This is a genomic window from Streptomyces sp. NPDC047917 (genome assembly GCF_043204345.1).
Lineage (GTDB): Bacteria > Actinomycetota > Actinomycetes > Streptomycetales > Streptomycetaceae > Streptomyces > Streptomyces sanglieri.
In genome coordinates, this window is the sequence record NZ_JBIDCA010000003.1 from 195,593 (window position 1) to 218,306 (window position 22,714).

At 72.1% G+C, this 22,714-nt stretch carries 18 protein-coding genes; 9 read left to right on the top strand and 9 right to left on the bottom strand.

What is annotated here, in order from left to right; genetic code table 11:
* The first annotated feature begins 48 nt into the window (after positions 1 to 48).
* The 5 genes from ACGF8B_RS07845 (at position 49) to ACGF8B_RS07865 (ending at position 8,305) form a co-directional block, all read left to right on the top strand.
* A complete protein-coding gene (locus ACGF8B_RS07845; RefSeq protein WP_392735756.1) occupies positions 49 to 1,548 on the top strand; it encodes a 3' terminal RNA ribose 2'-O-methyltransferase Hen1 in 1,500 nt (499 codons plus the stop codon).
* Positions 1,545 to 4,109 (top strand): polynucleotide kinase-phosphatase, encoded by a 2,565-nt coding sequence (locus ACGF8B_RS07850; protein WP_392735758.1) that lies wholly within the window; start codon positions 1,545 to 1,547, stop codon positions 4,107 to 4,109. The genes ACGF8B_RS07845 and ACGF8B_RS07850 overlap by 4 nt, the downstream gene beginning before the upstream one ends.
* 154 nt (positions 4,110 to 4,263) lie before the next feature.
* Positions 4,264 to 5,496: an arginine deiminase gene (locus tag ACGF8B_RS07855; RefSeq protein ID WP_124721096.1), complete on the top strand. Its 1,233-nt coding sequence runs from the start codon at positions 4,264 to 4,266 to the stop codon at positions 5,494 to 5,496.
* A 180-nt stretch (positions 5,497 to 5,676) separates the two neighbouring features.
* Positions 5,677 to 6,696 carry an ornithine carbamoyltransferase gene (gene argF, locus ACGF8B_RS07860; protein WP_392735760.1) on the top strand — a complete coding sequence of 340 codons (1,020 nt, stop codon included), beginning with the start codon at positions 5,677 to 5,679 and terminating at the stop codon, positions 6,694 to 6,696.
* Positions 6,697 to 6,862: 166 nt separating this feature from the next.
* Positions 6,863 to 8,305: an amino acid permease gene (locus ACGF8B_RS07865; RefSeq protein ID WP_392735762.1), complete on the top strand. Its 1,443-nt coding sequence runs from the start codon at positions 6,863 to 6,865 to the stop codon at positions 8,303 to 8,305.
* 40 nt (positions 8,306 to 8,345) lie between these two features.
* Here ACGF8B_RS07865 and ACGF8B_RS07870 read toward each other — a convergent pair whose 3' ends face one another.
* Positions 8,346 to 8,777 carry an ATP-binding protein gene (locus ACGF8B_RS07870; RefSeq protein ID WP_342279310.1) on the bottom strand — a complete coding sequence of 144 codons (432 nt, stop codon included), beginning with the start codon at positions 8,775 to 8,777 and terminating at the stop codon, positions 8,346 to 8,348.
* Positions 8,778 to 9,034: 257 nt separating this feature from the next.
* Between ACGF8B_RS07870 and ACGF8B_RS07875 the strand changes: the two genes are divergently transcribed.
* Entirely contained in the window at positions 9,035 to 9,862 is an 828-nt protein-coding gene (locus tag ACGF8B_RS07875; protein ID WP_392735764.1) for an enoyl-CoA hydratase family protein, read from the top strand.
* A gap of 4 nt (positions 9,863 to 9,866) precedes the next feature.
* Positions 9,867 to 12,221: a bifunctional salicylyl-CoA 5-hydroxylase/oxidoreductase gene (locus tag ACGF8B_RS07880; protein WP_392735767.1), complete on the top strand. Its 2,355-nt coding sequence runs from the start codon at positions 9,867 to 9,869 to the stop codon at positions 12,219 to 12,221.
* On the opposite strand, the gene ACGF8B_RS07885 is transcribed toward ACGF8B_RS07880, so the two are convergent.
* The 3 genes from ACGF8B_RS07885 to ACGF8B_RS07895 all read right to left on the bottom strand — a co-directional run bounded on the left by ACGF8B_RS07885 (position 12,208) and on the right by ACGF8B_RS07895 (position 15,129).
* A complete protein-coding gene (locus ACGF8B_RS07885; protein ID WP_392735770.1) occupies positions 12,208 to 12,639 on the bottom strand; it encodes a hypothetical protein in 432 nt (143 codons plus the stop codon). The genes ACGF8B_RS07880 and ACGF8B_RS07885 overlap by 14 nt on opposite strands.
* Positions 12,636 to 13,457, bottom strand: coding sequence for a GNAT family N-acetyltransferase (locus tag ACGF8B_RS07890; protein ID WP_392735772.1), 822 nt, complete (start codon positions 13,455 to 13,457; stop codon positions 12,636 to 12,638). The genes ACGF8B_RS07885 and ACGF8B_RS07890 overlap by 4 nt, the downstream gene beginning before the upstream one ends.
* Before the next feature lie 70 nt (positions 13,458 to 13,527).
* Positions 13,528 to 15,129: an AMP-binding protein gene (locus ACGF8B_RS07895; RefSeq protein WP_392735773.1), complete on the bottom strand. Its 1,602-nt coding sequence runs from the start codon at positions 15,127 to 15,129 to the stop codon at positions 13,528 to 13,530.
* A gap of 198 nt (positions 15,130 to 15,327) precedes the next feature.
* Between ACGF8B_RS07895 and ACGF8B_RS07900 the strand changes: the two genes are divergently transcribed.
* Positions 15,328 to 16,455, top strand: coding sequence for an acyl-CoA dehydrogenase family protein (locus tag ACGF8B_RS07900; protein ID WP_392735775.1), 1,128 nt, complete (start codon positions 15,328 to 15,330; stop codon positions 16,453 to 16,455).
* A complete protein-coding gene (locus tag ACGF8B_RS07905; RefSeq protein WP_317868165.1) occupies positions 16,452 to 16,853 on the top strand; it encodes a RidA family protein in 402 nt (133 codons plus the stop codon). Before ACGF8B_RS07900 ends, ACGF8B_RS07905 begins: the two co-directional genes overlap by 4 nt.
* Before the next feature lie 62 nt (positions 16,854 to 16,915).
* On the opposite strand, the gene ACGF8B_RS07910 is transcribed toward ACGF8B_RS07905, so the two are convergent.
* Genes ACGF8B_RS07910 through ACGF8B_RS07930 form a run of 5 tightly spaced genes read right to left on the bottom strand, consistent with a single transcriptional unit; the run spans position 16,916 to position 22,507 of the window.
* The gene (locus ACGF8B_RS07910) at positions 16,916 to 18,049 is read right to left on the bottom strand and encodes an FAD-dependent monooxygenase (protein WP_392735778.1); all 1,134 of its coding nucleotides are present in this window, start codon (positions 18,047 to 18,049) and stop codon (positions 16,916 to 16,918) included.
* A 50-nt stretch (positions 18,050 to 18,099) separates the two neighbouring features.
* Positions 18,100 to 18,669: an ATP/GTP-binding protein gene (locus ACGF8B_RS07915; protein ID WP_259933666.1), complete on the bottom strand. Its 570-nt coding sequence runs from the start codon at positions 18,667 to 18,669 to the stop codon at positions 18,100 to 18,102.
* A 6-nt stretch (positions 18,670 to 18,675) separates the two neighbouring features.
* Positions 18,676 to 19,080 carry a DUF742 domain-containing protein gene (locus tag ACGF8B_RS07920; protein ID WP_371098985.1) on the bottom strand — a complete coding sequence of 135 codons (405 nt, stop codon included), beginning with the start codon at positions 19,078 to 19,080 and terminating at the stop codon, positions 18,676 to 18,678.
* Positions 19,077 to 19,514 carry a roadblock/LC7 domain-containing protein gene (locus tag ACGF8B_RS07925; RefSeq protein WP_124721110.1) on the bottom strand — a complete coding sequence of 146 codons (438 nt, stop codon included), beginning with the start codon at positions 19,512 to 19,514 and terminating at the stop codon, positions 19,077 to 19,079. Before ACGF8B_RS07925 ends, ACGF8B_RS07920 begins: the two co-directional genes overlap by 4 nt.
* Positions 19,511 to 22,507, bottom strand: a complete 2,997-nt coding sequence (locus ACGF8B_RS07930) for a nitrate- and nitrite sensing domain-containing protein (protein ID WP_392735781.1) — start codon at positions 22,505 to 22,507, stop codon at positions 19,511 to 19,513. The genes ACGF8B_RS07925 and ACGF8B_RS07930 overlap by 4 nt, the downstream gene beginning before the upstream one ends.
* Between the last annotated feature and the right edge of the window lie 207 nt (positions 22,508 to 22,714).

The following is a 22,714-nucleotide window of genomic DNA, read 5'->3' on the forward strand; positions in this document are numbered from 1 at the left end:
CTCGAAAATACCTGGTGGGGGCGTGTGGAGCAGACCATACTCAGACATGTGTTCCTGACAATCAGCACGACCGGCGACCTGGAACGCCCGGCGACCGACCTCGGTTTTCTGCTGCACAAGCACCCCGAGAAGGCGCAGGCGTTCTCCACCTCACACGGCACCGCGCATGTCTTCTACCCCGAGGCATCCGCCGAGCGCTGCACCGCGGCGCTCCTGCTGGAGGTGGACCCCGTGGCGCTGGTGCGCCGCGGCAAGGGCAGGGGCAGGGGAGGCGCTCCCGACGCGGCGCTCGCGCAGTACGTCAACGACCGCCCGTACGCGGCCTCCTCGCTGCTGTCCGTCGCCATGAGCGCGGTCTTCAAGTCCGCGCTGAACGGGGTGTGCCGTGCGCTGCCCGAGCGCGTGCGGACGCCGATGCCGTTGCGGATCGAGGTGCCGGCGCTTCCGGCCCGAGGCGGTGCGGAGCTGGTGCGCAAGCTCTTCGGTCCGCTCGGCTGGACGAGCGTGGACGCCGTGGCGGTACCGCTGGACGAGCAGTTCCCGGAGTGGGGGGACTCCCGGTACGTACGGCTGGTCCTCGAAGGCGAGCTGAGGCTGGCGGACGCCCTGCGCCAGCTCTACGTGCTGCTGCCGGTGCTGGACGACGCCAAGCACTACTGGGTCGCGCCGGACGAGGTGGACAAGCTGCTGCGCGCGGGCGAGGGCTGGCTCGCCACCCACCCCGAGCAGAAGCTGATCACCAGCCGCTATCTGTCCCGGCGCTGGGGGCTGACCCGCCAGGCGATGCAGCAGCTCGAACTGGTGCGGCTCGCCGAGTCGGACGACCTCGACGTCGAGAGCATCGACAACGCGGTCGACGAGACGACCGACACCGAGGAGAAGCCGGTCCCGCTCGCCGAGCAGCGCCGCGCCGCCGTTCTCGAAGCGCTGCGGGCCGCCGGCGCGAGCCGGGTCCTCGACCTGGGCTGCGGCCAGGGCCAGTTGGTGCAGGCGCTCCTCAAGGACGTGGCCTTCACCGAGATCGTCGGCGTCGACGTCTCCATGCGTGCCCTCACCCTCGCGTCACGACGGCTCAAGCTGGACCGGATGGGCGAGCGGCAGGCGGCCAGGGTCACCCTCCGGCAGGGCTCCCTCACCTACACCGACAAGCGGCTCAAGGGGTACGACGCGGCCGTGCTCAGCGAGGTGATCGAGCACCTCGATCTGCCCCGACTGCCCGCGCTGGAGTACGCGGTGTTCGGCTCGGCCCGTCCGCGGACCGTGCTCGTGACCACACCGAACGTCGAGTACAACGTCCGCTGGGAGACCCTGCCCGCCGGGCACGCGCGCCACGGCGACCACCGGTTCGAATGGACCAGGGACGAATTCCGCGGCTGGGCCCGGGAAGTGGCGCAGCGGCACGGGTACGCGGTCGACTTCGTACCCGTGGGGACGGACGACCCCGAGGTGGGACCGCCCACACAGATGGCCGTGTTCACCCAGACCACGGCCGGCGAGACCGCGAAGCAGAGCGGGACCCGGACCGAGAAGGAGGCGAATGCCGCATGACCAGTACCGCACGCACGCTGCCGGTGACCGACCTCTCCCTCGTGGTCCTCATCGGGGCCAGCGGCTCCGGGAAGTCCACCTTCGCCCGCAAGCACTTCAAGCCCACCGAGATCGTCTCCTCGGACTTCTGCCGCGGCCTGGTCGCCGACGACGAGAACGACCAGAGCGCCAGCCGGGACGCCTTCGACGTACTGCACTACATCGTGGGCAAGCGGCTGGCGGCCGGGCGGCTGACCGTCGTGGACGCCACCAGCGTCCAGTCCGAGAGCCGCAGGCAGCTCGTCCAGCTGGCCAGAAGCCATGACGTGCTGCCCATCGCGATCGTCCTCGACCTGCCCGAGGAGGTCTGCATCGCGCGCAACGCGGCCCGCCCCGACCGTGCCGACATGCCGCGCCACGTCATCCAGCGCCACCGCCGCGAACTGCGCCGTTCGCTGCGGGGCCTGGAGCGCGAGGGCTTCCGCAAGGTGCACATCCTGCGCACCGAGGAGGAGGCGGACCGGGCCGAAGTGGTGCTGGAGCGCCGCTACAACGACCTGCGCCACCTCACCGGCCCCTTCGACATCATCGGCGACATCCACGGCTGCAGCTCCGAGCTGGAGTCCCTGCTCGGCAAGCTCGGCTACATCGACGGCACGCACCCCGAAGGGCGTACGGCCGTCTTCGTCGGCGACCTCGTGGACCGCGGTCCCGACAGCCCCGGAGTGCTGCGCCGCGTGATGGCCATGGTGGCGGCGGGCGACGCCCTGTGCGTACCGGGCAACCACGAGAACAAGCTGGGCCGTTACCTCAAGGGCCGCAACGTCCAGCACACCCACGGACTCGCCGAGACCATCGAGCAGCTGGAGCGGGAGGACGAGAAGGACCCGGCCTTCCGCGAGCAGGTGCGCGAGTTCATCGACGGGCTCGTCAGCCACTACGTGCTCGACGACGGCAGGCTCGTCGTCTGCCACGCCGGGCTGCCCGAGAAGTACCACGGCCGCACCTCCGGACGGGTCCGCTCGCACGCCCTGTACGGGGACACCACCGGTGAGACCGACGAGTTCGGCCTGCCCGTGCGCTACCCCTGGGCCGAGGAGTACCGGGGCAGCGCCACCGTGGTCTACGGCCACACCCCGGTGCCCAGCACCTCCTGGATCAACAACACCATCTGCCTGGACACCGGAGCGGTCTTCGGCGGGAAGATGACCGCGCTGCGCTGGCCCGAGCGCGAGCTCGTCGACGTACCGGCCGAGCGGGTCTGGTACGAGCCGGCCAAGCCGCTGGCCACCGAGGCGCCCGGCGGCCGGGAGGGACGCCCGCTGGACCTCGCCGATGTGCAGGGCCGGCGGATCGTCGAGACCCGGCACATGGGCCGCGTCGCGGTCCGCGAGGAGAACGCCGCCGCAGCCCTCGAAGTCATGAGCCGGTTCGCCGTCGACCCCCAGCTGCTCGGCTACCTCCCGCCGACCATGGCGCCGACCGCCACTTCGCGCGAGGACGGCTATCTGGAGCACCCGGCCGAGGCCTTCGCGCAGTACCGGGCCGACGGTGTCACCGAGGTCGTGTGCGAGGAGAAGCACATGGGATCGCGTGCGGTGGTGCTGGTCTGCCGGGACGCGGCCGCCGCCCGTGAGCGGTTCGGCGTCGGCGGCACCCCCGGCGCCGCGGGCGGTCCGACCGGGGCGCTGTACACCCGTACCGGACGGCCGTTCCTCGACGACGCCGCGCTCACCGAGGCGATCCTCGGCAGGCTGCGTACCGCCGTCACCGCCGCCGGACTGTGGGAGGAGTGGGGCACCGACTGGGTGCTGCTCGACGCCGAGCTGATGCCCTGGTCGCTCAAGGCGGCCGGGCTGCTGCGCTCGCAGTACGCCGCGGTCGGTGCCGCGTCCGGCGCCGTCCTCCCGGAGGCCAACGCGGCCCTCGCGGCGGCGGCCGCCCGCGGTGTGGACGTCGGTCCGCTCGCGGAGCGCCAGCGGGGCCGGGCCGAGGACGCCACCGCGTTCACCGAGGCGTACCGCCGGTACTGCTGGTCCACCCAGGGCCTGGACGGGGTGCGGCTCGCGCCGTTCCAGATCCTCGCCGTGCAGGGCCGCTCGCTGGCCTCCGTACCGCACGACGAGCAGCTGGCCTGGCTCGACCGGCTGGTCGAGCACGACCCGACGGGGCTCCTCCAGGTCACCCGCCGGCTCGTCGTCGACACCGGGGACGAGGCATCGGTGCGCGCCGGGGTCGACTGGTGGCTGGAGATGACCGGCCGCGGCGGCGAAGGCATGGTCGTCAAGCCGCTCGCCGCGCTCGTACGGGACGGCAAGGGACGGCTGGTCCAGCCGGGCATCAAGGTGCGCGGCCGGGAGTACCTCCGGATCATCTACGGCCCCGAGTACACCCGCCCGGAGAACCTGGAGCGGCTGCGCGACAGGTTCCTCGGCCACAAGCGCTCGCTGGCGCTGAGGGAGTACGCGCTGGGGCTCGAAGCGCTGGACCGGCTGGCCGACGGGGAGCCGCTGTGGCGGGTCCACGAGGCGGTGTTCGCGGTGCTGGCCCTGGAGTCGGAGCCGGTCGACCCGCGCCTGTGAGGCGGGTCGCGGCAGGCGGCGGAGCGTCGCCGGCGGGTTTCGCGGAGGCGTCGGTGGGTTTTCCCGGGCGATCCGGAGCGATCCGGAGTGATCAACGGAAAACCCGCTGGCGATTCGCAGGGTTCACCGGCCCGCGCACGGTGAGGATGGAGACATGGGATTCCACGTCGACTCCGAGGCCGGGCGGCTGCGCCGCGTCATTCTGCACCGCCCGGATCTGGAACTGAAGCGGCTCACCCCCAGCAACAAGGACGCGCTCCTCTTCGACGATGTGCTCTGGGTCCGCCGGGCCCGCCAGGAGCACGACGGCTTCGCGGACGTGCTGCGTGACCGCGGGGTGGAGGTGCACCTCTTCGGCGATCTGCTCCGTGAGTCGCTGGACATCCCGGTGGCCAGACGGCTCGTCCTGGACCGGGTCTTCGAGGAGAAGGAGTACGGACCGCTCGCCACCGAGCACCTGCGGGCCGCCTTCGAGGAGTTGCCCAGCGCGGAGCTGGCCGACGCGCTGGTCGGCGGCATGACCAAGCGGGAGTTCCTGGCGGGCAACAGCGAGCCGACCTCCGTCCGCTTCCACGTCATGGACCTGGACGACTTCCTGCTGGACCCGCTGCCGAACCACCTCTTCACCCGGGACACCTCGGCCTGGATATACGACGGGGTGTCCATCAACGCCATGCGCTGGCCGGCCCGGCAGCGCGAGACCGTGCACTTCGAGGCGATCTACCGCCACCACCCCCTCTTCACCGGCCCCGAGGCGGGCGCCTTCCACCACTGGTCCCAGGGGCAGGACGACTACCCGTCCACCATCGAGGGCGGCGACGTCCTGGTCATCGGGCACGGTGCCGTCCTCATCGGGATGAGCGAGCGCACCACTCCGCAGGCGGTGGAGATGCTGGCCCGCGGCCTGTTCGACGCCGGCTCGGCCCATACGATCGTGGCGCTCGACATGCCCAAGCGCCGGGCGTTCATGCACCTCGACACGGTGATGACGATGGTCGACGGCGACACCTTCACCAAGTACGCCGGGCTGGGCATGCTCCGCTCGTACACCATCGAGCCCGGCGCGGGGCCCAGGGACCTCAAGGTCACCGACCATCCGCCCGAGCACATGCACCAGGCGATCGCGCACGCCCTGGGGCTGGACTCGATCCGGGTCCTCACCGCCACCCAGGACGTGCACGCCGCCGAGCGCGAGCAGTGGGACGACGGCTGCAACGTGCTGGCCGTCGAGCCGGGCGTCGTCGTCGCGTACGAGCGCAACGCCACCACCAACACCTTCCTGCGCAAGGAAGGCATCGAGGTCATCGAGATCCGCGGCAGTGAACTGGGCCGGGGCAGGGGCGGCCCCCGTTGCATGAGCTGCCCGGTGGTGCGCGACCCGGTGTAGGCACGGCCGGGCCGCACAGAGGTACGCGGGGGCGCGAACGGGTTCACGGGAGTGGAGCGGGTCGCGGCGGGGTGCGCGGCCGCGCCTCGGCGCACCCGTCTCCGTATAGCGATGCATGGTGTCGTATAGACTTCCAGAATTACCGTACGTGCGATCCCCGCCCGACCCAGGAGCTGTCCCATGGCCATAGACCTCGCAGGCCGCCACTTCCTCAAGGAGCTGGACTTCACGGCCGAGGAGTTCCGCGGCCTGATCGAGCTCGCGGCCGAGCTCAAGAGCGCCAAGAAGTCGGGGACCGAGGCGCAGCGGCTGCGCGGCAGGAACATCGCGCTGATCTTCGAGAAGACCTCGACCCGGACCCGTTGCGCCTTCGAGGTGGCCGCCGCCGACCAGGGCGCCTCGACGACCTATCTGGACCCCTCCGGCTCCCAGCTGGGGCACAAGGAGTCGGTGAAGGACACGGCCCGCGTCCTCGGCCGGATGTTCGACGGTATCGAGTACCGCGGTGACAGCCAGGCGGCCGTGGAGGAGCTGGCCGCCCACGGCGGCGTGCCGGTGTTCAACGGGCTCACCGACAACTGGCACCCGACCCAGATGCTCGCCGACGTCCTCACCATGACCGAGCACAGCGTCAAGCCGCTGGAGCGGATCGCCTTCGCCTACCTCGGCGACGCCCGCTTCAACATGGGCAACTCCTACCTGATCACCGGCGCCCTGCTCGGCATGGACGTACGGATCGTCGCGCCGAAGGCGTACTGGCCCGCCGAGGGGATCGTCGCCGAGGCCCGCCGGCTGGCCGTCGGGAGCGGCGCGACCGTCACCCTCACCGAGGACGTCACCGAGGGCGTCGGGGGCGCCGACTTCGTCGCCACCGACGTCTGGGTCTCGATGGGTGAGCCCAAGGAGGTCTGGGCCGAGCGCATCGAGGCCCTGGCGCCGTACCGCGTGACCATGGACGTGCTCCGCGCCACCGGCAACGCCGACGTGAAGTTCCTGCACTGCCTCCCCGCCTACCACGACCTCGGCACCGGGGTCGGGCGGCAGATCGAGGCCGATTACGGACTGACGGAGCTGGAGGTCACCGACGAGGTCTTCGAGTCCGCGCACTCGGTCGTCTTCGACGAGGCGGAGAACCGGATGCACACGATCAAGGCCGTTCTGGTGGCGACCCTGGCGGCCGGCGGCCGGTCGGCTGCATGACCATGCGCCCGATTGGGTGAACATGCGTAAAGGTGACTAATATGTTGCCTCTTGGTGGGGTTCGAGCTCGCACGCTCGAACCCCATTTCTCTGTGTGTCGCCGGAGCCCCCACAGCCCAGACGCACGCCCCCCCCACATGCTCCACCAGAGAAGAGACCATCCCCCGTGAGTCCGCTGCGCCCACCGAGCCCCCCGCACCCGTCCGGGCCGCGCATCAAGAACCCCCACCAGCTGATCGCCGAGTCCGGCGCCGACCTGGAGGGGCACGGCCTCAAGCGCACCATGGGGCTCTTCCAGCTGGTGTGCTTCGGTGTCGGCGCCGTCGTCGGGACGGGTATCTTCGTCGGCCTGTCCGACTCCGTCGCCGAGGCGGGCCCCGCGGTGGTGCTCTCCTTCGTGCTGGCCGCCATCACCTGCATCTTCACCGCCTTCTCCTTCGCCGAGCTGGGCAGTGCCATCCCGGTCTCCGGCAGCTCCTACTCCTTCGCCTACGCCACCCTCGGCGAACGCGTCGCGTTCCTCGTCGGCTGGTGTCTGCTGCTGGAGTACGGCGTCTCGGTCTCCGCGGTCGCCGTCGGCTGGAGCCAGTACGTCAACGAGCTGCTGGACAGCCTGTTCGGCGCGCAGCTGCCGGCCGCGCTCTCGGCGGGGCCCGGCGACGGCGGGGTGATCAATCTGCCCGCCGTGCTGGTGGTCATGATGGCCGCGACCCTGCTGGTGCGCGGCGTCCGGGAGAGCGCCGGGGCCACCGCCGCGATGGCGGTCCTCAAGATCACCATCCTGGTCCTTTTCTGCGTCATCGCCTTCACCGCCTTCGAGCGCGGAAACCTCGCGCCGTTCTTCGCCCACGGCGCGGGCGGGGTCACGGCCGGCGCGTCGCTGGCCTTCTTCTCGTACATCGGCTTCGACGCCATCACCACGGCGGGCGAAGAGGTCAAGAACCCGCGACGGAACATCCCTGTCGCGATCATGGTCTGCATCGGTCTGGTCACCCTGCTCTACTGCGCGGTCGCGCTCGCCGCCATCGGCGCACTGGGGCCGAAGGCCGTCGCCGACCGGCCGGCGGCGCTCTCGATCGTCGTCGACCAGGTCACCGGCTCGACCGCGGGCGGCGGAGTCATCGCCTTCGGCGCGGTCGTCGCGATCGCCTCGGTCGTGCTCGCGGTGATGTACGGGCAGACCCGCATCCTGATGTCGATGTCCCGGGACGGACTGATCCCACGGGTCTTCGAGCGGGTCTCGCCGCGCACGTCGACGCCGGTCGCCAACACCTGGATCGTGGCGGTCGTCTTCGCTGTCCCGGCGGCCTTCGCCTCGCTCGACGTGGTGGTGAACCTGACGACCATCGGCACCCTGGCCACCATGGTCGCGGTGAACATCGCGGTGATCGTGCTGCGGCGCCGCAATCCGGAGGTGCGGGGCTCGTTCCGGGTTCCGCTCTATCCGCTGAGCCCGCTCCTGGGCGTCGGCTTCTGCGTGTACCTGATGTACGGGACGGGCCTGCGGACCTGGATCCAGTTCGCCGTCTTCCTGCTGGCCGGCGCGGCGGTATACGCCTTCTACGGCCGCAGCCGCTCCCGGCTGGCGGGCGTCGGCGCGACCGGCTGAGGCCGGGGCCGCCGGCGTCGGGTCTGCTCCGGGGTGGCGCTCAGCTCTGAGGCGTGAGGGACGGCAGCGTGAACCACACCGCCTTGCCGTGCTCCGTCGTGCGGTGTCCGCAGGACGAACTGAGCGTACGGATCAGCAGCAGGCCCCGGCCGTGTTCCTGCCAGGGGTCCGGTTCGGCGCCGGGCCGGGGGAAGGACAGGCCGCCCGGCGGGGCGGGATCGCGGTCGTGCACCTCGACCTGGCAGCCGGTCGGCAGGAGCTCCACCACCAGCTCGATGGGCTCGTCGCTCCGGGTGTGCTCGACCGCGTTGGCGACCAGCTCCGCGGTGAGGAGCTCGGCGGTGTCGGTGTCGGCCGGCGCGTCGATGTCCGCGAGTGCGGTACGGATCAGGGCGCGGGCGATCGGTACGGCCGCGGTCGAATGCGGCAGCGCGATCCGCCAGGAGGCGGGGAAGGGGACATCGGTGGGCACGGCATGGTTTCCGTTCCGGGGCTCGGGGTCGGGTGCGGTCGCCCGCGTGGGGTGCGGGACTCTCTGGCGGTCAAGACTTCTCGGTTTCAACCTTACGAACCGCAACGACACAGACAAGGGACTGTCGACCGGTATCAAAGGGACGTTGGCCACTGAGTTCTCACGCTCCGCATATCGCGTGCTCGTGACGGAAGTCACGTACGAGTGATAAGTTCGGGGGCAGGTAGCAGCCCGACGGCTGAAGGGGAGCCCCCTCCATGAGCCCGTTTCCCAGCTCCGCCCCGCACACGGACGACTGGCGCCATCTGCGGCTGACGACGGACGACGGGGTTGCCACCGTCACGCTCGCCCGGCCCGAGAAACTCAACGCGCTCACCTTCGGCGCCTATGCCGACCTGCGCGATCTGCTCGCCGAACTCTCCCGCGAACGCAGCGTGCGAGCGCTGGTGCTCGCGGGGGAGGGCCGCGGATTCTGCTCCGGCGGAGACGTCGACGACATCATCGGCGCGACGCTCGCCATGGACACCGCCCAGCTCCTCGATTTCAACCGCATGACCGGGCAGGTGGTGCGGGCCCTCCGTGAGACCCCCTTCCCCGTCATCGCCGCCGTACACGGGGTGGCCGCGGGCGCGGGGGCGGTTCTCGCGCTGGCCGCCGACTTCCGGATCGCCGACCCGTCGGCCCGTTTCGCCTTCCTCTTCACCAGGGTCGGCCTCTCCGGCGGCGACATGGGCGCCGCCTACCTGCTGCCACGCGTCGTCGGCCTCGGCCATGCCACCCGGCTGCTGATGCTCGGCGAACCGGTCCGGGCACCCGAAGCGGAACGCATCGGTCTGATCAGCGAGCTGACCGAAGAGGGCCAGGCGGACGTACGGGCGGCGGCGCTCGCCCGCCGCCTCGCCGACGGACCCGCCCTCGCACTCGCCCAGACCAAGGCACTGCTCACCGCCGAACTCGACATGCCGCTCGCCGCCGCGGTCGAGATGGACGCCGCCACCCAGGCCCTGCTGATGCACGGCGACGACTACGCGGAATTCCACGCCGCCTTCACCGAGAAGCGGCCCCCGAAGTGGCGGGGCAGGTAGCACGATGCCCTCCGAAGCGGCGACGGCCCGCGCGGCCCGCACCGGCGTGACCCGTACCGGAGCGGCAGCCGGTGCGCCCCGGCCCGGTGTGCGGCGCATCGCGGTCGTCGGCGGCGGCCCCGGCGGGCTCTACGCCGCGGCCCTGCTCAAGCGGCTCGACCCGGAGCGCGAGATCACCGTCTGGGAGCGCAACGCCCCCGAGGACACCTTCGGCTTCGGCGTCGTCCTCTCCGACGAGACCCTCGGCGGCATCGAACACGCCGACCCCGTCGTGTACCGGGCCCTCAGGGAAGAATTCGTCCGGTGGGACGACATCGACATCGTCCACCGGGGCACCACCCAGACGTCCGGCGGCCACGGTTTCGCAGCCCTGGGCCGGCGCAGGCTGCTGCGGATACTGCAGGAGCGCTGCGAATCCCTCGGCGTGCGCCTCCGCTTCCGCACCGAGGCCCCGCCCGCCGCCGAACTGGCCGCCACCCACGACCTGGTGATCGCCGCCGACGGCGTGCACAGCCTCACCCGCGCCGCCCACGCCGACATCTTCGGCCCCCGCCTCACCACCCACCGCTGCCGCTACATCTGGCTCGCCGCCGACTTCGCTCTCGACGCCTTCCGCTTCGAGACCGCCGAGACCGCCCACGGAGTGATGCAGCTCCACGGATACCCCTTCTCCGCCGACGCCTCCACCGTCATCGTCGAGATGCGCGAGGAGGTCTGGCGGGCCGCCGGATTCGACACCTGCGAGGTCGAGCACTCCACGCTGCGCTGCGCCAAGATCTTCACCGAGGCGCTCGGCGGCCGGCCGCTGCGTTCCAACAACTCCTCCTGGCTCACCTTCCGCACCGTCGTCAACGCCCACTGGTCGCACGGCAACACGGTCCTCATCGGCGACGCCGCCCACACCGCGCACTTCTCCATCGGCTCCGGCACCAAACTCGCCGTGGAGGACGCCCTGGCCCTCGCCGCCTGCGTCGAGGAACAGCCCGACCTGCCGCAGGCCCTGTCCGCGTACGAGGCAGAGCGCCGCCCGGTCGTCGAATCGACCCAGCGGGCCGCCGCGGCCAGCCTGCGCTGGTTCGAGGAGCTCGGCACCTACGTCGACCAGCCGCCCCGCCAGTTCGCCTTCAACCTCCTCACCCGCAGCCGCCGCGTCACCCACGACAATCTGCGGCTGCGCGACGCCTCCTTCACCGCCGCCGTCGAGACGGAGTTCGGCTGCCCGCCGGGCATCCCGCCGATGTTCACCCCGCTGCGGCTGCGCGGCCTCGAACTCCGCAATCGCGTCGTCGTCTCACCCATGGACATGTACTCGGCCGTCGACGGCGTCCCCGGCGACTTCCACCTCGTCCACCTGGGCGCCCGCGCGCTCGGCGGCGCCGGACTCGTCATGACGGAGATGGTGTGCGTCAGCGCCGAGGGCCGCATCACCCCAGGCTGCACCGGGCTCTACACCTCCGAACAGGCCGCCGCCTGGACCCGGATCACCGACTTCGTCCACGTGGGAGCGCCCGGCACCGCCATCGGCGTACAACTCGGCCACTCCGGACGCAAGGGCTCCACCAAACTCATGTGGGAGGGCATCGACCAACCCCTCGACCACGGCAACTGGCCGCTCGCCGCCGCCTCCCCGATTCCGTACGCGGACGGCGTCAACCAGGTCCCGCACGCCCTGGACCGGCCCGGACTCGACGCCGTGCGCGAGCAGTTCGCGGCAGCGGCCCGACGCGCCGACCACTGCGGCTTCGACCTGCTCGAACTGCACTGCGCCCACGGCTACCTGCTCTCCGGCTTCCTCTCGCCGCTCACCAACCACCGCACCGACGAGTACGGCGGACCGCTGAGCAACCGGCTCCGCTTCCCCCTCGAAGTCTTCGACGCGGTCCGCGCCGTCTGGCCCGACGACCGGCCCATGACCGTCCGGATCTCCGCCACCGACTGGGCCGACGGCGGCACCACGGCCGAGGACGCCGTCGAGATCGCCCGCGCCTTCGTCGCCCACGGGGCCGACGCCATCGACGTCTCCACCGGCCAGGTCGTCCCCGACGAACACCCCGAGTACGGCCGCTCCTACCAGACCCCGTACGCCGACCTGATCCGCAACACCCTGTGCGTGCCCGTCATCGCGGTCGGCGCGATCTCCTCCTGGGACGACGTCAACTCCCTGCTGCTCGCGGGCCGGGCCGACCTCTGCGCCCTGGCCCGCCCCCACCTCTACGACCCGCAGTGGACGCTGCACGCTGCGGCCGAGCAGGGCTACGAGGGGCCGGGCGCGCCCTGGCCGCTGCCGTACCGCGCGGGCAGCCGCACCCCGCCGACGGGCCGCACGGACGCCCCGAAGCCGCGGCTCACCCTGGAGTGACGGGCAGACACTCGTGGCACAGGCACCCCTGCGGATGCGGCGCCGCGTGGTGCGCGTGCCGCTCCTCGCGGGCGATCCGCTCCAGCAGCGCGGCCAGCTCCGCGGCCTCCTCCCGCGTGCCGGGGCCCCGGCCGTCGCACCGCTTCAGCACCGCCGGGGCGTACACCAACCGCGCCCGGAAGGTGTGCAGATGACGGACACCGGTGTCGATGGTGATCCAGTGTCCGGTGTGCCGCCCGTGCCCCACCGTGGTCAGCTGCTGGTGCCCCACCCCCGGCCAGGTGCCCACGACGTACACCTTCGCGCCGCCCCGGTACGCCTTCGTGCCCGGCCGCTGCTCCTGGCCGAGATCCCCGTACCGCCGCCACAGCACCACGTTCGCGGCGACCAGCCAGACCGGCTCGGGCTTCCCGCTCACCGCTCCGCCACGCTGATCAGCAGCCGGTCCGAGACCGGCCGGTAGCCGATGCGGCGGTACACGCCGTTGCTGGTGGGGTTCGCGAGGTCGGTGAAGAGCAGCACCTCCTGCGCGCCGGCCTCCCTCGCCGCCCGGCTGATCTCCGCCGTCACCGCTGCCGCGTAGCCCCGGCCGCGGCGCTCCGGCGGGGTGTAGACCGTGGAGACCCGGACCATCCCGGCGATCCGTGGCGAGACCCCGGCCATCGACACCGGGACGCCGTCGTCCTCCCAGAGCGCCAGCCCGCCGGACGCGATGCGCTCGTCGACCAGCCGCTCGGCGTGGGCACCGGACTGGCCGGTCCCTCCGGCGAAGTCGCGGACCCAGCGCACCAGCAGCTCCCGGTCGGCGGCGGCCGCGGCCCTGGACCGTCCCGGCGGGACCGGGGAGGGCGGGATCAGCGTCGCCAGCCGGTAGAGCCGCTGCTCCTGCTCGACCCGGTGACCGGGCCGGCCGGCGGCGATCCGCTCGGCGGTGGTCCGGTCCGCGTTGATCCGGGTCAGCGGGAGCGCGGCGGTCAGCGGGCCGACCGCCTCCGGGGCGACGTATCCCAGCAGGGTCGGGTACGGCGGGGTCCGCACCAGCGTCCCCGCGACCTCGCCGGCCGCCCCGCGCCACCAGCCGAGCAGCGGGGCGGCGTCGCCGTAGGCGTGCGGGCCGTGGAGCCGCAGGGTTTCCGTGACGGTCAGGATCTGGGTGTTCTCGGCGGGCCGGGCGGCCAGTGAGGCGCCGGCCGTGTCGAGGAAGGCGTCGACGTCATCGGTGAAGGTCCAGGGCATGGTTCATCCTGCCGGGTGCGCGGGGAGCGCGGCACGCGCTTTTTCCGGGCCGGTGGATTCGGCGCCCGGTTCAGCCCTCCCGCAGCCGGAAGCGCTGGAGCTTGCCGGTGGCGGTGCGGGGGAGGGCGGGCAGGAACTCGATGACGCGGGGGCACTTGTGCGGGGCCAGTTCGGTCTTCATGTACGCGCGCAGCTCGTCGGCAGCCGTCCCGGCGCCCTCGCGCAGCACCACGTACGCCACCACGATCTGGCCGCGCAGCTCGTCCGCCCGGCCCACCACCGCGGCCTCGGCCACCGAGGGGTGGTGCAGCAGGGCGTCCTCGACCTCGGGGCCCGCGATGTTGTAGCCGGAGGAGATGATCATGTCGTCGGCGCGGGCCACGTAGCGGAAGTAGCCGTCCGGATCGCGCACGTAGGTGTCCCCGGTGAGGTTCCAGCCGTGTGCCACGTAGTCCCGCTGGCGTTCGTCGGCGAGATAGCGGCAGCCGACCGGGCCGCGCACCGCGAGCAGACCGGGCTCCCCGTCCGGCACCGGGCGGCCGTCCCGGTCCAGCACCCGGGCCTGCCAGCCGGGGACGGGGACTCCGGTGGTGCCGGGCCGGATCGCGTCGTCGGCGGCCGAGATGAAGATGTGCAGCAGCTCGGTGGCACCGATGCCGTTGATGATGCGCAATCCGGTCCGCTCGTGCCACGAACGCCAGGTGGCGACCGGGAGGTTCTCCCCGGCCGAGACGCAGCGCCGCAGGGCGCTGACGTCGTGGTGGTCCATGTGGTCGAGCATCACGCGGTAGGCGGTCGGCGCGGTGAACAGCACCGAGACGTGGTGGGCGGCCAGCGCGGGCAGCAACTGCGCCGGGCCGGACTGTTCGAGCAGCAGGGCACTGGCGCCGGCCCGCAGCGGGAAGACCACCAGACCACCGAGGCCGAACGTGAACCCGAGCGGCGGGCTGCCCGCGAACACATCGTCGGGGGTGGGCCGCAGGACATGGGCCGAGAAGGTGTCGGCGATGGCGAGCACATCCCGGTGGAAGTGCATGCAGCCCTTCGGGCGTCCGGTGGTGCCCGAGGTGAACGCGATCAGCGCGACGTCGTCCGCCGCCGTACGCACGGCCTCGTACGGCCCGGTCCTGGCCTCGGCCAGACGCAGCAGATCGTCCGGTCCGTCACCTCCGTACGGTGTGATCCGCAGCCCCGGCACCCCGGCCTTCACCAGGTCGTCGACCGCCCGGGAGTCGCACAGCGCGTGACTCACCCGGGCGATGGAACAGATGGTGGAGAGTTCCGCGGACCGCTGCCGGTCCAGCACGGTGACGGCGATCGCGCCGGCCTTCAGCACCGCGAGCCAGCAGGCGGCCAGCAGCGGGGTGGTGGGGCCGCGCAGCAGGACCCGGTTGCCGGGCACGACCCCCAGGTCGGAGGTGAGGACATGGGCGATCCGGTCCACCCGTTCCCGCAGCTCCCGGTAGCTCCAGACCGTGCCGTCCGAGGTGCGGAAGGCGGGGCGGTCGGGGCCGAAGCGCTCGGCCGTACGGTCCAGCAGTTCCGCCGCGCAGTTGAGGTGGTCCGGGTACTGCAGCTCGGGAAGGCCGAAGAGCAGTTCCGGCCACTGGTCCTTCGGTGGCAGGTGCTCCCTGGCGAAGGTGTCGACGTGCGCTGAGGTCTTCGGGTCCATGACGGCTCGCCCCCTTGTCGCCTCTGGAGCGTATCGTTTGGGTGACGGTAGTCAACGGTCCGCGATAGAGCGGGTGGGCAGGAATTCGGGCGGACGGGATACGGGACATCGAACGGACGGGAGAACGGGCAGGAACACGGACGGGAAAAACGGGAACGAGAGACCGGGAAGACGAGACGCGACCAGAGAGGCGCCCGTATGACGGCATTCTCACTCGATCCGGCACAGACCGCCTGGTGTGAAGAGCTAAGAACCCTTGCCGAAGAACAACTGCGCCCCCTCGCCGAGAAGGGCGCCCCCGGACACGTCAACCGCCCCCTGGTCGCCGCACTGGGCGGGGCGGGGCTGCTCGACCGGATGCTGAGCTCGGGCGCCCTCGACCTCTGTCTGCTCCGCGAGTCCCTGGCCCGCGGCTGCACCGAGGCCGAGACCGCACTCGCCCTCCAGGGCCTCGGCACCCACCCGCTGCTCCGGGCGGGCACCCCCGCCCACCGCGAACGCTGGCTCCCCGAGGTGCGGGCCGGCCGCGCCGTCGCCGCCTTCGCGCTCAGTGAACCGGGTGCGGGCTCCGACGCGGCGGCCCTCGCCCTGAGCGCCGGCCCCGCCCCCGGCGGCTGGCGGCTGACCGGCGAGAAGTGCTGGATCTCCAACGCCCCCGAGGCCGACTTCTACACCGTGTTCGCCCGCACGACCCCGGGCGCCGGCGCCCGGGGCGTCACCGCGTTCCTGGTCCCCGCCGACCGCCCCGGACTGACCGGCACCGCCCTCGACATGCTCTCGCCGCACCCCATCGGGGCCCTGGCCTTCGACGGAGTCCCGGTCACCCGGGACGACGTGCTCGGCGAACCCGACCGGGGCTTCCGGGTCGCCATGGACACCCTCAACCTGTTCCGCCCCAGTGTCGGCGCGTTCGCCGTCGGCATGGCCCGCGCCGCCCTCGACGCCACCGTGGAGCACACCGCCCACCGCACCGCGTTCGGCGGCCCGCTGAAGGACCTTCAGGCCGTCTCGCACCAGGTCGCCGAGATGGCCACCCGGACCGAGGCCGCCCGGCTCCTGGTGTTCGCGGCGGCCGCCGGATACGACGCGGGGGAATCCGGCGTGCCGCGCCGGGCCGCCATGGCGAAGCTGTACGCCACCGAGACCGCGCAGTACGTCGTCGACACCGCCGTCCAGCTGCACGGCGCCCGCGCCCTGCACCGAGGTCACCTCCTGGAACACCTCTACCGGGAGGTCCGCGCGCCACGGATCTACGAGGGCGCCAGCGAGGTCCAGCGCACGATCATCGCCAAGGAGCTGTACGCGACCCGGGAGGCGTCCGCATGAGTCCGGTCCACCGGATCAACCCCGTAGACCTGTCACCGCCCACGGGTTTCTCGCACGCCGTCACGGCCACCGGCAGCCAGCTCGTCTTCCTGGCCGGGCAGACCGCCCTCGACGAGGGCGGCAAGATCGTCGGTGACGGCCTGCCCGAGCAGTTCGCCACCGCGCTCACCAATCTGCTCACCGCCCTGCGCGCGGCGGGCGGCGCCCCGGCGGACCTCGCCAGGGTCACCGTGTACGCCACCGATGTGGCCGACTACCGCGAACGGTCCGCCGAACTGGGCCGGATCTGGCGGCGGCTGGCGGGCCGCGACTACCCGGCGATGGCGGTCATCGGCGTGGCCAGGCTCTGGGACGAACAGGCCCTGGTCGAGATCGACGGGGTGGCGGTACTGCCCTGAACGCACCGTACGGGCCCGGCGATCCGGGCCCGTACGGGTTCAACGGCGTGTGTCGGCGCCGGTCAGTACGGCTTCACCAGCACGTGCGCCGCGCCCGGGATGCCGACCTTCAGCAGCTCGTCCTCCTCGGGCGTCGTCCCGTTGCCCGTCTCCTGCTTGAGCACCGCACGCGACATGGCCTGCACCCACATGGCCCGGGGGCGGCGGCGCGCCTCCCACGCTTCGAGCGCCGCGGCCACGTCGGACCCGGCGTCCAGCGACTCGGCGAGCACCAGCGCGTCCTCGACGGCCATCGCCGCGCCCTGCGCGATGTGCGGGGTGGAGGCGTGCGCGGCGTCACCGGCCAGGACCACCCGGCCGACGTGCCACGGCTCCTCGACCGTCACCTGGGAGATCCGCGAGTACACCACCGAGGCCGGGTCGGTGACGGTGCCGAGCGCCTCGGCGACCGGCCCGGAGAACATCGCGAGGCGCTCCGTCAACTGCTCGTGGGCCCGCTCCGGGTCCGGCCGGAAGTCCTCGGACTCCGCGAACACCGCGCCCAGGTACATCAGTTCCTCGGTGATCGGGGTGAGCAGCGCCTTCGCGTCCTTGCCCGCGGTGCCCATCACCACGCCCCGCACCTGCGGCTGCCGGGGGACCGTCACCCGCCAGTTGGCGAAGCCGGTGTACTCGGGGGTGTAGTGGTCCCCGTAGAGCCGGGTGCGCAGCGGCGAACCGATGCCGTCGAAGCCGGCCACCAGGTCCCAGCGGCCCGAGGAACCGTCGGACAGGGTGACGTCCACGCCGGAGCCGTCGTCGGTCAGCTCGGTGATGGTGGTGCCGAAGCGGATCTTCGCACCCGCTGCGACGGCGGCGGAGTTCAGCACCCGGGCCAGGGCGGGGCGCGGGATGCCGTTGTTGGAGGGGGCGTCGCCCATCCGGGGCTGGGGTATCTCGGCGAGCGTGTTGCCGGCCGGGTCGGCGATGGTCAGGACCTCCCACTCGAAGCCCGCCGCCAGGCAGTCGTCCAGGACCCCGATCTCCCGCATGACATGGAGGGCGTTGGACGGCTGGATGATGCCGACGCCGAGCGCGTCCACCTCGTCGCGGAGCTCGGCGATCTCGACGGTGTGGCCGCGCCGGGCCAGCGCGGTGGCGAGCGTGAGCCCGCCGATGCCGCCGCCGTGAATCAGGACGCGCAGGGGTGTTGCCATCAGGTGTCTCCAGAGCGGGAAAGGTGCGGGGAGTTACGGGGCGCGGGCGGTCAGCCGGCGGCGACGGGCAGGCTCATCAGGTGGTCGACCAGGGCCAGCAGCACGTCCCGGCCGAACGGCCGGTCGCGGACGTCACCGATCAGCAGCGGCACGTGCGGGTCGAGGTCGAGGGCGGCCCTGATCTCGTCCGGGGTGCGGGTGTTGTGGCCGTGGAAGCAGTTGATCGCGACGACGAACGGGATGTCCCGGCTCTCGTAGAAGTCGATCGAGGCGAAGCTCGTCTCCAGCCTGCGGGTGTCGGCGATCACCACACCGCCGAGCGCCCCGTTGACCAGGTCGTTCCACATGAACCAGAAGCGTTCCTGGCCCGGGGTGCCGAAGAGGTAGACCACCAGCTCGGGACTGACCGTGATGCGGCCGAAGTCCAGCGCCACGGTGGTGGTGTCCTTCTGGCCGACACCGGCCAGGTCGTCGACCCCGATGCTGGCCTTGGTGAGGTACTCCTCGGTGCGCAGCGGCGCGACCTCGCTGACCGCGCCCACCAGGGTGGTCTTGCCGACGCCGAAGCCTCCGGCGATGAGTATCTTGACGGCGGCGGGGGCCGCCTGACTGCTTGTCATCTTGGTTCAGAGTCTCCGGAGTCCGTCTCGAACGGCGGCCAGCAGGCCCATGTCGCGGCCGCCCGCCACCCGCGCCACCGAGAGCGGGGCGCGGGCGAGCAGCAGGCCCTGGGCGACGAGGTCGGCCAGCAGGATCTTGGTCACCGACACCGGGAGGCCGAGGTCGGAGGCGACCTCGGCGACCGCGGCCGGGCGGCGGCAGCGCTCCAGGATCATCCGGTGCTCCGGCTGGAGCCGCCCGGGCCGCACCGGCGCACCGTGCTCGTCCCGGGGGTCCTGCGCGGTCGTGAGCACGGTGATCAGGCTGAAGTCGTCCCGCTCGGGAGCGGTCCGGCCCCGGGTGATGGTGTACGGGCGCACCATCGTGCCCGCACCGTCCTCCTCGGCCTCCTCCTCCCAGTGCGGGGTCACGCGCGCTGCCCGTCCCCGGTACCGAAGGCGTCGAACTCGCCGCGGGCCGGCGTGGTGAGCTTCTGGCCGACCTGCTGCACCAGGTTGTGCATGGCGAGCGACATGATCTCGGCGTCCACCTCCTGGGAGGCGATCACGGCCAGGTGGGTGCCCTGGGCGGCCGCGATGATGAAGAGCCAGAGGTCGTTCAGCTCGACGATGACCTGGTGCACGCCGCCGCCGTTGAAGAGCTGGCCGACGCCGCGGGCCAGGCTCTGCTGACCGGTGCAGATGGCGGCCAGCCGCTCGGCGTCGGCGCGGTCGATGGTGCGCGAGTGGCTCACCACGAGGCCGTCGTCGGACAGCAGGACGGCGTTCTGGGTCTCGGCCACCGAGTCCACCAGGCCGTCGAGCAGCCAGTCGAGGTCCTGGTGGGTGGCGGTTGTGCGTGTCATGGCCGTTCTTCTCTCGTGGGGAGCGGGATGGCTGGCGGTGCAGGCTGCTCCGGCGTCTCGTCGGTCGCGCGGGCGGCGCGGGAACGGCGCTGGAACGCCCCGATCGCGGCGCCTGCCCGGCGCGGCGCCGGCCGCGGCTGCGGGTTCTCGGACGGGCTCGTCGGCTGCGGTGCGGCGGGCCGGGAGGCCGCCGGGTCGAGTCGCAGCTCATCGGCCAGGCTGGCCTGCCGTACCCGGCGCGGCAGCGGGGGTTCCGCACCGGGCGCGGGAAGGGCGGGCCGGTCGGGCCCGGGCCCCGCGTCCTGGGCGGCGCGGACGGCCGCGACGTCCGGCGGGGCCGGGTGGTCGGGCTCCGGGACCGGCAACCGGGCGGGCCGGCCGCTCTCCGGCTCCAACTGCCGGGGCGCGGGAACCGGGAGGGAGACGTGGTCCGTTCCGGGGGCTGCCGAGTACGGGGCCGCGTACGGCTGCGGGGCCGCGTACGGTTCGGCGGGCGCCGCGTAAGGCGGCCGGTCACCGGGGAACTCGTCCCGGGGCGCCTCGTAGGACGGCTGGTCGCCCGGGAACCCGCCCTCGGACGCCGGGTACGTGGGCTGGTCGCCCGGGAACCCGCCCTCGGGTGCCGAGTAGGGCGGCCGGTCCACCGGGTACTGGCCGGCGGCCGTCATGTACGGCCGTTCGGCCTGGCCGTACGGGCTCTCCTGAGCGGCGTACGGCGCGGCGGGCGCGGCGTACGGCGCGGCGGGCGCGGCGTACGGCGTCTCCGGCTCCTGTTCCGGCCGGTAGGGCTCCTGCTCCGGGGCCGGGTAGGGCTGTTCGGCGACCGGGTACGGCTGCTCGGTGGTGGTGTACGGGGCGCCCGACGTGTGCAGCGCGGTGACCCCGGCCAGTGCCTGGCCCTGGACCCGGGTGGGCAGCGCGCCGTCGGTCGCTGGGGCCGCAGGGGCCACGGGTGCGGCGGCGGGGGCGTCGGCCGCGGGGGCCGGCACGCCGACCGGACCGGTCCGCGGTTCGGGGACGGTGAGCTCGTCGGGGACGAGCAGGACCACGCGGGTACCGCCGTACGCGGAGGAGCGGAACTCCACCCGCAGGCCGTGCTGGTCCGCGAGGCGCGCGATCACGTACAGACCGAGACGGATGTCGTCGGAGTGGGCGAGCACGTCCATCCGGGGCGGCCGGACCATCAGTTCGTTGGCCGCCGCCAACTGCTCCTCCTCCATCCCCAGTCCGCGGTCCTCGACCTCGATGGCCAGACCCCGGCTCACCTTCGCGGCCCTGACCTCGACCGGGCTGGGCGGCCGGGAGAAGCTGAGCGCGTTCTCGATCAGCTCGGCGAGCACGTGGGAGACCGGGCCGACGGCCCGCTCCGACAACCAGGGGCTGCCGTCCAGGTCCAGTACCACGCGCCGGTAGTCCTGCACCTCGCCCTGGGCGGAACGCATCACGTCCAGCAGCGGAACCGGCTTGCGCCAGCGCCGGTGCGGGGAACCGCCCGCGAGGATCACCAGGTTCTCCTCGTACCGCCGCAGTCGGGCGGTGAGGTGGTCCAGGTCGAAGAGCCCGTCGAGCACCTCGGGATCCTCGTGCTTGCGCTCCAGCTCGTCCAGCTTCTTCAGCTGCTGGCCGATCAACTGCTGGGTACGGCGGGCGATGCGCTGGAGCAGCCGCTCGAAGCCGCGGTGCTGGTCGGCCTGTTTGACGGCCGCCGCCAGCGCGCTGGTGCGCGCCAGGTTGAGCGCGTCGCCGAGCTGGGTCAGCTCGTCGCTCCGGCCGCCCTTGCTGTCGTGCTCGATGGCCCGCGCCTCGGCCTCGACATCGATCCGCTCGCCCCGGCCGAGCCGCTCGACGACGTCGGGCAGGGCCTTCTCCAGCTCCTCGGCCCGCTCCTGGAGGCTGCCGATCCGGCGGCGGAGGTTGCGGGTGAGGCGCCAGGTGGTCCAGATGACCGCGATCACGGCCACCAGGCCGACGACGGTGGTCAGCACCATCTTGAACAGCAGCGACATGACGCTGCCCTTGCCCTCCTCGACCACACTGGCGGTGCGGTGCTCAAGGAGCTTCTCGATCTGCGGGGTGACTTCGTCCATCGCTCCGCGCCAGGTCTTCTCCTGGGCGTCGAGGGCGACGAACCCCTTCGCGTCGGCGCCGGCCGGGCGCAGCACCTCGTTCTCCACCCGCGTCTTGGTCTTCCAGGCCGAACTGCGGGTGATCTTCTCCCACATGGCCTTCTCGTCCGCGGGCAGTTGGGGAACGACCTTGGTGGAGTACTGGAGTTCCTGGCCGGAAACAGCCTCCCGGACCTGCCTCAGGTCCTCGGTGCTCAGCTTCCCCTTGGACCAGCCGCGCGCCAGCAGGGCGTCCGAGCGGGAGATCATCTCCTTGGTCCAGAACAGGTCGACCAGCGGCTGCGAGAGCGTGGTGATCCGGCCGTTGTCGACATGGCTGAGCGCCGCGAAGAGCTGGAGGTCGACCGCGATCAGGTCCGTGTAGTAGCCGTACACGGCCTTCTGCTGGTCGTTGCCGCCGTCGTCGACGAGGGCACGCTGGGCCGGCAACTGGTTGATGGCCGCGCGGGCCCTGCCGACCGCGTCACGGACCTCGGCGGGCGCGTCGTCGGTCGCCACGTCGGAGAGCGACTGGAAGCTCTCGACGGCTTCGTCGGTCAGCTTGCGCTGCTGCTGGAGCTCCTCGGTGGCGCCCTTGTGCCGGGCTAGCGCCTCGGCGCTGAGCCGGCGCTCCGCCTGGAGGTTGTAGTACACGATGTTGGACGGCTGGCCGGCCTTCTGCGCCAGCTGCCCCTGAGCGGCCTGGCGTTGGAAGTCGAGCAGGGTCTGACCACTGGTGACGGCCCAGAGGGCGGCCAGTGCGACGCCGGGAACGATGGCCAGAACGAGCAGGGCTGTCCGCAGCGACATGGTGGTCGATTCGGTCCGCCGTGAGGCGCGCGTGCGCAGGGCGTGCTCCTTGATGATGCCAGCCTCGGGACTGGTCAAATCCGTTGAGAACTTCGACAGATAGATATTAGTCACAGTGAAAAAATGAAAAGAAAGCGGGCTCACAGGTACAACACCGGTCACGCACATCTCCGCCACCGTGACCGGCCGGGCCGATTCGCCCCGGTCCGGGCAGCGGGCCGGGACGCCCGGGTGAACCCACCGCGAGGCGACGGGCGCGGCGCGCCGTAGGGGTGAAGCGCGGTC